This is a genomic window from Streptomyces sp. NBC_00190 (assembly GCF_036203305.1).
Lineage (GTDB): Bacteria > Actinomycetota > Actinomycetes > Streptomycetales > Streptomycetaceae > Streptomyces.
Map to the genome: position 1 here is coordinate 2,577,865 of NZ_CP108131.1, position 11,704 is coordinate 2,589,568.

Annotated in this window: 11 protein-coding genes; 8 read left to right on the forward strand and 3 right to left on the reverse strand. The window is 71.9% G+C overall.

The annotated features are described in order from the left end of the window. Window positions 1–46: 46 nt before the first annotated feature. From OG429_RS12505 to OG429_RS12515, 3 genes are all read left to right on the forward strand, one after another. A complete protein-coding gene (locus OG429_RS12505) occupies window positions 47–718 on the forward strand; it encodes a DUF3105 domain-containing protein (protein ID WP_328925389.1) in 672 nt (223 codons plus the stop codon). Then, a complete protein-coding gene (locus OG429_RS12510) occupies window positions 715–1,515 on the forward strand; it encodes a DUF305 domain-containing protein (RefSeq protein WP_328925390.1) in 801 nt (266 codons plus the stop codon). Before OG429_RS12505 ends, OG429_RS12510 begins: the two co-directional genes overlap by 4 nt. Window positions 1,516–1,674: 159 nt before the next feature. Further along, window positions 1,675–2,094, forward strand: coding sequence for a CBS domain-containing protein (locus OG429_RS12515; protein ID WP_328925391.1), 420 nt, complete (start codon window positions 1,675–1,677; stop codon window positions 2,092–2,094). On the opposite strand, the gene OG429_RS12520 is transcribed toward OG429_RS12515, so the two are convergent. Both OG429_RS12520 and OG429_RS12525 read right to left on the reverse strand, forming a co-directional pair. Further along, on the reverse strand, window positions 2,079–2,969 hold the full coding sequence (locus OG429_RS12520; protein ID WP_328925392.1) for an alpha/beta fold hydrolase: 891 nt from the start codon (window positions 2,967–2,969) through the stop codon (window positions 2,079–2,081). The genes OG429_RS12515 and OG429_RS12520 overlap by 16 nt on opposite strands. After that, a complete protein-coding gene (locus OG429_RS12525) occupies window positions 2,966–3,676 on the reverse strand; it encodes a DUF998 domain-containing protein (RefSeq protein ID WP_328925393.1) in 711 nt (236 codons plus the stop codon). Before OG429_RS12525 ends, OG429_RS12520 begins: the two co-directional genes overlap by 4 nt. A 230-nt stretch (window positions 3,677–3,906) precedes the next feature. Between OG429_RS12525 and OG429_RS12530 the strand changes: the two genes are divergently transcribed. Further along, window positions 3,907–5,577, forward strand: coding sequence for a multicopper oxidase family protein (locus tag OG429_RS12530; protein WP_328925394.1), 1,671 nt, complete (start codon window positions 3,907–3,909; stop codon window positions 5,575–5,577). Between the two features lie 77 nt (window positions 5,578–5,654). Then, a complete protein-coding gene (locus OG429_RS12535; protein ID WP_328925395.1) occupies window positions 5,655–7,409 on the forward strand; it encodes an NAD+ synthase in 1,755 nt (584 codons plus the stop codon). A 72-nt stretch (window positions 7,410–7,481) separates the two neighbouring features. Here OG429_RS12535 and OG429_RS12540 read toward each other — a convergent pair whose 3' ends face one another. After that, complete coding sequence (locus OG429_RS12540; protein ID WP_328925396.1) at window positions 7,482–8,510, reverse strand: endonuclease/exonuclease/phosphatase family protein; 1,029 nt, start codon at window positions 8,508–8,510, stop codon at window positions 7,482–7,484. 292 nt (window positions 8,511–8,802) lie between these two features. Between OG429_RS12540 and panB the strand changes: the two genes are divergently transcribed. The 3 genes from panB to OG429_RS12555 all read left to right on the forward strand — a co-directional run bounded on the left by panB (window position 8,803) and on the right by OG429_RS12555 (window position 11,669). Continuing rightward, window positions 8,803–9,672, forward strand: a complete 870-nt coding sequence (panB, locus tag OG429_RS12545) for a 3-methyl-2-oxobutanoate hydroxymethyltransferase (RefSeq protein ID WP_328925397.1) — start codon at window positions 8,803–8,805, stop codon at window positions 9,670–9,672. Window positions 9,673–9,798: 126 nt separating this feature from the next. Beyond that, on the forward strand, window positions 9,799–10,821 hold the full coding sequence (locus OG429_RS12550) for an ATP-binding cassette domain-containing protein (RefSeq protein ID WP_328925398.1): 1,023 nt from the start codon (window positions 9,799–9,801) through the stop codon (window positions 10,819–10,821). Continuing rightward, window positions 10,818–11,669, forward strand: coding sequence for an ABC transporter permease (locus OG429_RS12555; RefSeq protein WP_328925399.1), 852 nt, complete (start codon window positions 10,818–10,820; stop codon window positions 11,667–11,669). Before OG429_RS12550 ends, OG429_RS12555 begins: the two co-directional genes overlap by 4 nt. Window positions 11,670–11,704: the final 35 nt, after the last annotated feature.

Consider the following 11,704-nt stretch of genomic DNA (forward strand, 5'->3'; position numbering starts at 1 on the left):
GCTTCCGCGTCCATCCACCCCCCTCAGCAGAAGGAACCAGGGCACCATGGCCAGCAAGTCCGGAAACACCACAGACCAGCACTCCCGCCAGGCGCGCATAGCCCAGATGCGCCGGGCCGACAAGGCCCGCGAGCGGCGCAACAAGGCCATCGCGATCACGACCTCGGCGGTCGTCGTCGTCGGCCTGGTCGGTTTCGGCGCGTGGGTGATGATCGACCAGAAGCAGACCGAGCAGCGCAAGAAGGACGCCGTGGAACTGGCGCGCAAGACGCCGGTCGAAGGCGAGCAGACCTGGGACGCGGCGAAGTTCGGCCGCAACCACGTCGAGACCCCGGTGAAGTACGAGATGAACCCGCCCGTCGGCGGTGACCACCACCCCCGCTGGATGAACTGCAACGGCGACGTCTACAAGAGCCCGGTGCCCGAGGTGAACGCCGTGCACTCGCTGGAGCACGGCGCGGTCTGGGTGACGTACAACGAGAAGGCCGGCCAGGCCGACCTGGACAAGCTCGCCGAGACGGTCGGCAAGACCCCGTACACGCTGATGAGCCCGGTCAAGGAGCAGGCCGGCTCGATCATGCTCAGCGCGTGGGGCAAGCAGGTGACGGTGGAGAAGGCGGACGACCCGCGCGTGACGCAGTTCTTCACCAAGTACGTGCAGGGCCCGCAGACCCCCGAGCCGGGCGCGGCCTGCACGAACGGGGTGACCGGCAAGTGAGCCGCACCCCTCGTACGTACTGGGCCGCGGGCTCGGCCGTGCTGCTGGCGCTGCTGTTCGCGGCGGCCGCCACGGTCGCAGCGACCGGCGACTCCGGTACGCAGGCCGGCACGTCGGCCGGGCCTCCGGGCCTGCACTCGCCGGACGCGGGCTTCGCGCGCGACATGGCGGTGCACCACCAGCAGGCGGTGGAGATGTCGTTCATCGTGCGGGACCGCACCCAGGACGAGGCGGTACGCAGCCTCGCCTACGACATCGCCAACACCCAGGCCAACCAGCGGGGCATGATGCTCGGCTGGCTGGACCTGTGGGGGCTGCCGAAGGTGGTGGCCGGCGAGCCGCCCATGTCCTGGATGGGCACCTCCGAGGAGGACGGCAAGCAAGGCGAGCACAGTGGCCACGGCGGGCACGGCGGCCACGGCACGGACGGCGAGCACGGCACGGACGGCACGCACGGCACGCACGGCACCGACGGCGGCCACAGCGAGAACAGCAGCCCCTCCGGTCACTCCGGCCACGGCACGGCGGCCAAGCCGGGCGCGCTGATGCCCGGCATGGCCACCAAGGAGGAGCTCGCGCAGCTTGCCGCCGCGAGCGGCCGGGACGCGGAGGTGCTCTACCTCCAGCTGATGACCGACCACCACAAGGGCGGCGTGGAGATGGCCGAGGCCTGCGCGCGCCAGTGCCGGACCCCGGTCGAGCGGGATCTGGCGCAGGGCATGGTCGACGCGCAGCGCTCCGAGCTCACCCTGATGGCGGACATGCTGGGCAAGCGCGGAGCCGCACCGCGCGGGTGACGCGACACGCTCGTACGGTGGTGGGAGGACGCCCTCTCACCCGTACGGGCGTGTACGCCCCGCGTGCAGTCGCGCCGGGCCGAACGGCCGAATGAGGGCGAGGACGCCGAGACGGGCGCATCCGCTCCCGCCGAGGACGGCACTCAGGAGGTTTACGCGATGACCACCGCCGGAGAGATCATGCACGCCGGGGCCCAGTGGATCCCCGCCACCGAGACCCTCGACCGGGCGGCCCAGCTGATGGCCCGGCTCAATGTGGGCGCGCTCCCCATCAGCGACAAGACGGAACGCCTCTGCGGCATCCTCACCGACCGCGACATCGTGGTGGGCTGTGTGGCCAAGGGGCACAACCCGTCGAAGGTGACGGCCGGCGACATGGCCAAGGGCACGCCGCGCTGGATCGAGGCGAGCGCGGACGTCTCCGAGGTGCTGGAGGAGATGCAGAGCCACCAGATCCGCCGGCTTCCGGTGATCAGGAACAAGAGGCTCGTCGGCATGATCAGCGAGGCCGACCTCGCGAAGCACCTCTCGGAGGAGCAGATCGCCGGCTGGGCGGAGATGGTCTACGCACGCAGCTGACCGGCCGCCGTGCGGACCGCCCGGGCCACCTGGTCCGGGCGGTCCAGCATGACCAGGTGCCCGGCGGGCTCGGCGACCTCGAAGCGGGCGCCGATCCGGTCCGCGAGGTCCGCCTGGCGGGCGAGCCAGCGCAGGGCGCCACGGCCGGACGAGCCGTCGTGGCCCGCGAGGACGACGGCGGGCGCGGTCAGCGGGTGCGTCCGGCGCAGGGCCACGAGCTCGGCGGCCATGTCCGGATAGCGGGAGTTCTCCAGCAGGACGCCGCACCAGACGCGGCCGGTGCGGTAGCAGCGCCGTACGAGGTCCCGCGCGGCCGGGTCGCCGCCGCCGGTGCGTGAGGCCCGTACGGTCGCCCGCCGGGCGAGCGGCCCCAGCGCGGCGGGCAGTCCGGCGGCGGTCAGCGCCCCGCCCAGCGCGCGGGCGGCGCCGGTGCGCAGCGCGGCCGGCAGCACCGTACGGGGTGCCTCCTCCACGCTGGAGTCGAGGAGGACCAGGGCTGCGGTGCGCCCAGGGTGGAGCCGGGCGAAGGCCTCGGCGTAGAACCCGGCGATCGAGTGCCCGACGACGGTGACGGGGCCGGCGACCGGGCCGGTGAGGCCGAGGGCGTCCAGCAGCGCGGCGAGCCGGTGGGCCTCCCCGACGGTGGTCGGCGGCGCGGCGGCCGGGCCGCTGAGGCCGTGTCCGGGCCGGTCGAAGCGGACGACGGTACGGCCCTGTGCCACCAGCAGGGCGGCGACCGCATCCCAGTCGAACCAGGCCATGGCGAGTCCGGCGTCGAGCACGGCCACGGGGCCGCGGCCCTCGACGACCACGTGCAGCGGGACCCCGTCCACCCGGACGAACGAGGCGGTGTCCTTCGTGCGGCGCGCGCTCACGTACGGCCCTCCTTGTGGACGGAGTACGCGAGCAGGCCCAGCCACAGCGCGACGAGGAGGACCTGCAGCCGCTGCCCGGCGCCCAGGGCCCAGGTCCCGTGGCCGGCGGTGAACAGCGCGATGGCCGACAGGGTCCAGGCCGTGGCGAGCAGTTCGAGGACGACGAGCGCGGGGCCGTAGCGGGCGAGCGGGGCGAACCAGCCGTAGCGGCGGGCGGCGACGGTGAGGGCCACCAGACCGACGAGGGCGCCCGTCATGGCGAGGCTGCTGCTGACGGCATGGGCCTGATGGGTGGCGGGAACCAGCCCGGCGGTCTCCCGGGCGGCGCAGACGGGGTCCACGGTGGGCGCGCAGCTCAGCGGCAGCCAGGCGTCGGCGGCGGTGGCCGCGCCGAACAGGGTGACCCCGGCCCAGCCGGTGACCGCCCAGGGGCGGCGGGACTCCGCGTGCCGCACCAGCCGGAGCAGTGCGAGCAGGCCGCCGGTGAAGGCGAGCAGCCCGGCGGTGAAGTCGGTGGCCCGGAACAGGCCGCCGAGCGGCTGGTTCTGGGCGGCGAGCTCGCTGACGTACGTCTCGATGGGGTTGAGGCCGGTGGAGAGGACGACTTCGAGCACCCACGCGGTGTAGGCGGCGGCGCCCAGGCCGATGAGCACGGCGACCGGCCAGGCGGTCCGCGGAGAACGCAGAGAGAGGCCATTGGTGGACATGGTGTGACTAATCCTAGACAGACCCGGAGTCGTTCCTTCGATCGGATACCCGCCCCGGGTAGCGTCCGGGCCATGACGGGCAGTGACCGTTGAGCCGCGCCGCTCGGGGGCGCGGCCCGTGTTCCGGCCGGGATCGGCGCGGGCGGCGGACCGGCCTCGCCCTCGCCGAGCCCCGAGCCCGGCCCCGGCCCTGACCTTCGCGTGTCCTCCCCCACTCGTTAGGTGCTCCCATGTGTCCTCATCCCACCCGTCGAGCCGTGCTCGGCGCGTCCGCCGCCGCTGTCGCCGCCGCCGGTTCGGGGCTGCTCGCCGGCTGTGCGGGCTCCTCCGGACGGGGCCCGCGCCCCGGCACCGGTGTCGGCACCGGCCATGCGGCCGCGCACCACGGCGGCTCCGCCGCCGACGGGCCGACGGGGTACGTGGATCCGGCCGGGCCCGAGGTCAAGGCCGCCGAGGCCGCCCGCAAGGCCGCTGGGCCGGTCACCGAGGTCAAGCTCACGGCCGCCGCCACCACGCTCGACCTCGGCGGCGGCCGCACCGTCCGCTCCTGGGCGTACGGGGACCGGCTCCCGGGCAAGGAGGTGCGGGTCACCGCCGGCGGCACCCTCGCCCTCACCCTGGCCAACAACCTCCCCGAGGCCACCTCCATGCACTGGCACGGCCTCTCGCTGCGCAACGACATGGACGGCGTCCCCGGGCTGACCCAGCGGGACATCGCCGCGGGCGGCTCGTTCGCGTACCGGTTCGCGGTCACGCACCCGGGGACGTACTGGTTCCATCCGCACACCGGTGTGCAGCAGGACCGCGGGCTGTACGCCCCGCTCATCGTCGAGGACCCGAAGGAGCCCCTCTCGTACGACAAGGAGTGGGTGGTGGTGCTGGACGACTGGATCGACGGGGTGGGCGGCGCCACCCCGGACGCCGTCCTCGCCGAGCTCCGCAAGCGCCGGCCCGGAGGCCATGCCCACGGCAAGGCCCGCACCCCGGGCACGCCCGCCGGTCCCTCCGCCTCCGCCGGTCCCTCCGCCCCCGCCACCCCGGCGGCCAAACCGGGTGCCACCGGCGTGCCCTCGCACCTGCTGGTGGGCGCCGACAGCGACATCCTCGGCGAGGAAGCGGGCGACGTCGCCTACCCGTACTACCTGGTCAACGGCAGGGTCGCGGACGACCCGTCGGTCTTCACCGCCCGCCCCGGCGACCGGATCCGGCTGCGCATCATCAACGCCGGCGGGGACACCGCCTTCCGCCTGGCCCTCGGCGGCCACGAACTGACGGTCACCCACACGGACGGCTTCCCGGTCGAACACGCGACGACGGGCTCGCTGCTGCTGGCCATGGGCGAGCGGTACGACGTCCTGGTCACCGCCGGGGACGGGGTGTTCCCGCTCACCGCGCTGGCCGAGGGAAAGGGGAAGTCGGCGCTCGCGGTACTGCGCACCGGCAGCGGTACGGCGCCCACCGCCGGGACCCGGCCGACCGAGCTGGACGGGCCCCCGCTGATGGCGGACGCGCTCAAGCCCGCCGAATCGGCCGCACTGGCACCGCGCGAGCCGGACCGCACGGTCCAGCTCAGACTGACCGGCTCCATGAGCCGGTACAACTGGGCCTTCGACGGCGCTCCCTACACACCCGACCAGCGGCACCCGGTGAAGGCGGGCGAGCGGGTCCGGCTGGAGTTCAGGAACGCGACGCCGATGTGGCACCCGCTGCACCTGCACGGGCACACCTTCGCCCTCGGCGGCGGGGCCGGCGGGGCCCGCAAGGACACCTCGATCCTGCTGCCCGGCGGGACGCTGACGGCCGATTTCGACGCGGACAATCCCGGCCTGTGGATGACGCACTGCCACAACGTCTACCACTCGGAATCCGGGATGATGACGGTGCTCGGCTACCAGCTCTAGGCCCGGAGAGGCCCGGACAGGCCCGGAAACAGGCCGGAGCCAGGACATCGCGTCAGAAAGACGATTAGACTGGGCCCGTGCCTCAACTTCGTCTCGCTCTGAATCAGATCGACTCGCACGTCGGCAACATCGCCGCCAACGCCGACTCGGTCGTCCACTGGACCCGGCACTCCGCCGAGCAGGGCGCCCACCTGGTGGCGTTCCCGGAGATGGTGCTGACCGGGTACCCCGTCGAGGACCTCGCCCTGCGCGGTTCCTTCGTCGAGGCCTCCCGCACCGCGCTGCGCGAGCTCGCGGAGCGGCTGGCGGCCGAGGGCTTCGGCGAGCTGCCGGTCGTCGTCGGCTACCTCGACCGCACCGAGAAGGCGGCGCCCCGGCTCGGCCGTCCGGCCGGCTCCCCGGAGAACGCGGCCGCCGTGCTGCACCGCGGCGAGGTCGTGCTGCGCTTCGCCAAGCACCACCTCCCCAACTACGGCGTGTTCGACGAGTTCCGGTACTTCGTGCCGGGCGGCACCCAGCCGGTGATCCGGGTGCGCGGCGTCGACGTGGCCCTGGCCATCTGCGAGGACCTCTGGCAGGAGGGCGGCCGGGTCCCGGCCACCCGCTCCGCCGGGGCCGGGCTGCTGATCTCGATCAACGCCTCCCCGTACGAGCGCAACAAGGACGACCTGCGCCTGGAACTCGTCCGGAAGCGGGCCCAGGAGGCCGGCTGCACCCTCGCCTACCTGGCCATGATCGGGGGCCAGGACGAGCTGGTCTTCGACGGCGACTCGATCGTCGTCGACGCCGACGGCGAGGTCATCGCCCGCGCCCCGCAGTTCTCCGAGGGCTGCGTGCTCGTGGACCTCGACCTGCCGGCCGCGCGGGCCGACGCCCCCGAGGGCGTGGTGGACGACGGGCTGCGCATCGACCGCGTGATCCTCTCCGAGGATCCCGTGGAGCCGTACGACGCGGTCGTCACGGGCGGCTACGCCGACCGCCTCGACGACGACGAGGAGATCTACGACGCGCTGGTCGTGGGCCTGCGTGCGTACGTCAAGAAGAACGGATTCCGCTCCGTCCTGATCGGGCTCTCCGGCGGCATCGACTCCGCGCTGGTCGCCGCGATCGCCTGCGACGCGATCGGCGCGCAGAACGTGTACGGCATCTCGATGCCCTCGAAGTACTCCTCGGACCACTCCAAGGGCGACGCGGCCGAACTCGCCGAGCGGACCGGCCTGAACTTCCGGACCGTGCCGATCGAGCCGATGTTCGACGCGTACATGGGATCGCTGGGCCTCACCGGCCTCGCCGAGGAGAACCTCCAGTCCCGGCTGCGCGGCACCATGCTGATGGCGGTCTCCAACCAGGAGGGCCACATCGTGCTGGCCCCGGGGAACAAGTCGGAGCTGGCCGTCGGCTACTCCACGCTGTACGGCGACTCGGTGGGCGCCTACGGCCCGATCAAGGACGTCTACAAGACGGACGTCTTCCGCCTCGCCCAGTACCGCAACCGGTCCGCGGCCGAGCGCGGCGAGATCCCGCCGATCCCGGAGAACTCGATCGTGAAGCCGCCGAGCGCCGAGCTGCGCCCCGGCCAGGTGGACACGGACTCGCTGCCGGACTACCCGGTGCTCGACGCGATCCTCGCGCTGTACGTGGACCGCGACCAGGGCATGGAGGAGATCGTCCTGGCCGGCTTCGACCGCGAGCTGGTGGCCAGGACCCTGCGGATGGTGGACACGGCGGAGTACAAGCGCCGCCAGTACCCGCCGGGCACGAAGATCTCCGCGAAGGGCTTCGGCAAGGACCGCCGGCTGCCCATCACGAACGGCTGGCGCGAGCAGGCGTAACGCGTCGGTGCGGAGGTCGGGCCGGGGCCTGAGCCGGGGCCCTGGCCCGACCTCGTACGAGACCTGCGTGAGCTACGGCTTGACCGTGACCCGGGCCGCGATCGGGAGGTGGTCGCTGCTCGTGCGCGGGAGGGTCCAGGAGGCCTCCGGGCTGATCCCGCGGACCATGATCTGGTCGATCCGGGCCATCGGGAACTGGGCCGGCCAGCTGAAGCCGAACCCGTCGCCCGCCGCGCCCTGCGTGGAGCGCATCTGCGAGGTCACCTCGGACAGGGCGCGGTCGTTCATGGTGCCGTTGAGGTCACCGAGCAGGATGACCTTCTTCAGCGGTTCGCCGGCGAGGGCGGCGCCCAGCGCGTCGGCGCTGTTGTCGCGCTGGTTGGCGGTGAAACCGGCGTTCAGCTTGACCCGGACCGAGGGAAGGTGGGCGACGTACGCGGCGACCTGCCCGTACGGGGTGTCCACCGTGGCGCGCATGGCCCGGGTCCAGCCCAGCCTGATGTCGACCGGCCGGCTCGCGCTCAGCGGGAACTTGCTCCACACGCCGACCGTGCCCTCGACCGAGTGGTACTTGTACGTGCCCGCCAGGGCCTTCTCGTAGACGGGGACGGCGTCCCCCTTGAGTTCGGTCAGGGCCAGCACGTCGGCCCCGGACTTCGCCACGGACTCGGCGGTCAGGCGCGGGTCGGGGTTGTCGGCGTCCACGTTGTGGGTGGCGACCACGAGGTTGCCGCCGGAGCCGGATTTGTCGGTGACCAGGCCGCCGAACAGGTTCACCCAGACCCCGGCCGTCAGCAGTACCGCGATGAGCGCGGTCGCGGAGCGGCGGTACACGGCGGCGCCCAGCAGGACCGGGACGGCCACCCCCAGCCAGGGCAGGAAGGTCTCTGTGAGGCTGCCGAGGTTGCCCACGTCGTTGGGCAGCTCCGCGTGGAAGATCATGACGAGCGAGATGAGCACGGCGATCCCGGTCAGTACCAGCCCGCGCCGCCAGATGCCCCGGTCTCCTCGCAGTTCGGCCAGCCGGCGCCGGAAGCGGGATCCGGAGGGCTCGGGCTCCGAGCCGCCGTTCCCCTTTTCCGTCATGTACGCCTGTGCCATGCCCCTGCCCTCACTGCCGTGCTCGCGCTCCGTCGCCGCCCCTTGACCCTAGGCGATGTCCGAAGCCTTACGTGTCCTGCGTCACCGACCGTCTCCTGTCACGGTCGTACGTCCGGGAGGACGAACGACCGTACGCCACGGGTTCCGCTTGTCACGAAACGCGCACATTCGGCCGCACGCGTCGGGCGTGCTGCCCCCGCCACTTCCGTCGCGGGCCACGTGGATGCCACCATGGTGAGTGAGTCCGGGGACGCCGTGAGGGCGCCTCGAGATGACACAAGGAGCAGTTGCAATGACGCATGCCGTTTCGCCTGCCCGCGAACCCGCTTCGACGACCTCCCCCGCCCTGTACGGAGGCACGGGCACCCGGCGCATCACCGTCCGCGACCTGACCCTCGCCAAGGAACGCGGCGAGAAGTGGCCCATGCTCACCGCCTACGACGCGATGACCGCGTCCGTCTTCGACGAGGCCGGCATCCCGGTCATCCTCGTCGGCGACTCGATGGGCAACTGTCACCTCGGCTACGACAGCACCGTCCCCGTGACGATGGACCAGATGACCATGCTGTCGGCGGCCGTCGTACGCGGCACCAGCCGCGCGCTCGTCATCGGCGACATGCCGTTCGGGTCGTACCAGGAAGGCGCCGTGCAGGCCCTGCGCAGCGCCACCCGCCTCGTCAAGGAAGCCGGCGTGGGAGCGGTGAAGCTGGAAGGCGGCGAGCGCTCGCTGCACCAGACCGAGCTGATCGTCCAGTCCGGCATCCCGGTCATGTCCCACCTGGGCCTGACCCCGCAGTCCGTCAACGCCATGGGCTACCGGGTGCAGGGCCGCGGCGACGAGGCCGCGCACCAGCTGCTCCGCGATGCCAAGGCCGCGCAGGACGCCGGCGCCTTCGCGGTGGTCCTGGAGCTGGTCCCGGCCGAGCTGGCCGCCGAGGTCACCCGGTCCCTGCACATCCCGACGGTCGGCATCGGCGCGGGCGCGGAGTGCGACGCGCAGGTGCTGGTGTGGACCGACATGATGGGACTGACCGGCGGCAAGATGCCGAAGTTCGTGAAGCAGTACGCGAACCTGCGCCAGACCATGAACGACGCGGCGAAGGCCTTCGCCGAGGACGTGGTCGGCGGAACCTTCCCGCAGCCGGAGCACGCGTTCCACTGAGGCCACCGGCACGTAGCTGACCAGTAGTTCCTGCAGCTAGTTCCGACAGCCCGCCGACACGATGTCGGCGGGCTGTCGGCTGCCTGTCGGTCGGCTGTCGGTGGTTTGTCAGTGGCGGCTGGTCCCATGGTGGACATGACGCGAAACGACAAGAACCCCCACGCCGTGGAAGTACGGGGGCTGGTCAAGCACTACGGCGAGACCAAGGCCCTCGACGGTGTCGACCTGGACGTCCGCGAGGGCACCGTCCTCGGGGTCCTCGGGCCCAACGGCGCCGGCAAGACCACCCTGGTGCGCTGCCTTTCCACCCTGATCGTCCCGGACTCCGGAACCGCGGTCGTCGCGGGCTACGACGTGGTCCGCCAGCCGCGGCAGCTGCGCCGGACCATAGGACTGACCGGCCAGTACGCCTCGGTCGACGAGAAGCTCTCCGGCTGGGAGAACCTCTACATGATCGGGCGGCTGCTCGACCTGTCCCGCAAGGACGCCCGTCGCCGCGCCGACGAGATGCTTGAGCGGTTCTCCCTGACCGAGGCGGCCAAGAAAGCCGCCATGAACTACTCCGGCGGCATGCGGCGCCGGCTCGACCTCGCCGCCTCGCTGATCGGCAACCCGGCCGTGCTCTACCTGGACGAGCCGACGACCGGCCTGGACCCCCGTACCCGCAACGAGGTGTGGGACGAGGTCCAGCGGCTGGTCGCCGAGGGAGCCACCGTCCTGCTCACCACCCAGTACATGGAGGAGGCCGAGCAGCTCGCCAACGAGCTGACGGTCATCGACCGCGGCAAGGTCATCGCCAACGGCAAGGTCGACGAGCTGAAGGCCCGCGTGGGCGGCCGCACCCTGAAGATCCGCCCCATGGACCCCTCGGACCTGCCGGGCATGGCCCGTGCGCTGTCGGAGGCCGGGCTGGACGGCGTGGCCGGCTCCCAGGCCGTGCCCGACGAGGGTGTGCTGCTGGTCCCGATCCTGACCGACGAACAGCTGACCGCCGTGGTCGGCCTGCTGGCCGCCCGCGGGTACGCCATCGCCGATCTCGGCACCTACCTGCCCAGCCTCGACGAGGTGTTCCTGGCCATCACCGGCCAGAAGCCGACCGTCGCCGAGGACTCCGTCCCCACCGAGAAGACCGAGGAGGTCGCGGCATGAGCACCGTTACCACGACGAAGCCCACTCCCGCCACCTCCGCCACGGCCTCGGCGGCGGCGCACCACGGCGAGGGCCGGATCGGCCTGCGGGGCAACCTGCGGCACATCGGCGCGCTGGTGCGCCGCAACGCCCTGCAGATCAAGGCGGACCCGGAGTCGATGTTCGACGCCGTGCTCATGCCGATCATCTTCACCCTGCTCTTCGTGTTCGTCTTCGGCGGTGCGATCTCCGGCAAGGGCAACCAGGAGGCGTACGTCAACTACGTCATCCCGGGTCTGATGGCCATGATGGGCATGAACATCTCCATGGCGGTCGGCACCGGCGTCAACGACGACTTCAAGAAGGGGATCATGGACCGCTTCCGGTCCATGCCGATCGCCCGGTCCTCCGTGCTCCTCGCGAAGATCGTCGTCGAGGTCGGCCGGATGCTGGTCGCCATCGCGATCCTGCTCACCGTGGGCTTCATCCTGGGCCTGTCGATCAAGACCTCCGTGCTGGACCTGTTCTACGCCATCGGCCTGTCGGCCGTCTTCGGCGCCTCGCTGATGTGGATCTTCATCCTGCTCGGTCTCACCATGAAGACCGCGCAGGCCGTCCAGGGCATGGCGATGCTGGTCCTGATGCCGCTGCAGTTCGGCAGCTCGATCTTCGCCCCGCCGACCACCATGCCGGACTGGCTGCAGTCCTTCACGGACTACAACCCGCTGTCCAACCTCGCCGACGCGGCGCGCGCCCTGATCAACGGGACGCCCATCGGCAACTCCGTGTGGATGACCCTGGGCTGGTCCCTCGCCATCACGGCGGTCACCATGCCGCTCGCGGTGCGCAAGTTCCGCCAGAAGACCTGACCCGCGGACCGATCCGTTCCGGATCGCGTCCCGGA

Bases quoted from the DNA above. Each gene is read 5' to 3' on its own strand.
- OG429_RS12505 (WP_328925389.1), top strand. From the start codon at position 47: ATGGCCAGCAAGTCCGGAAACACCACAGACCAGCACTCCCGCCAGGCG.
- OG429_RS12515 (WP_328925391.1), top strand. From the start codon at position 1,675: ATGACCACCGCCGGAGAGATCATGCACGCCGGGGCCCAGTGGATCCCC.
- OG429_RS12530 (WP_328925394.1), top strand. From the start codon at position 3,907: ATGTGTCCTCATCCCACCCGTCGAGCCGTGCTCGGCGCGTCCGCCGCC.
- OG429_RS12555 (WP_328925399.1), top strand. From the start codon at position 10,818: ATGAGCACCGTTACCACGACGAAGCCCACTCCCGCCACCTCCGCCACG.
- OG429_RS12525 (WP_328925393.1), bottom strand. From the start codon at position 3,676: ATGTCCACCAATGGCCTCTCTCTGCGTTCTCCGCGGACCGCCTGGCCG.
- OG429_RS12550 (WP_328925398.1), top strand. From the start codon at position 9,799: ATGGTGGACATGACGCGAAACGACAAGAACCCCCACGCCGTGGAAGTA.
- panB (WP_328925397.1), top strand. From the start codon at position 8,803: ATGACGCATGCCGTTTCGCCTGCCCGCGAACCCGCTTCGACGACCTCC.
- OG429_RS12540 (WP_328925396.1), bottom strand. From the start codon at position 8,510: ATGGCACAGGCGTACATGACGGAAAAGGGGAACGGCGGCTCGGAGCCC.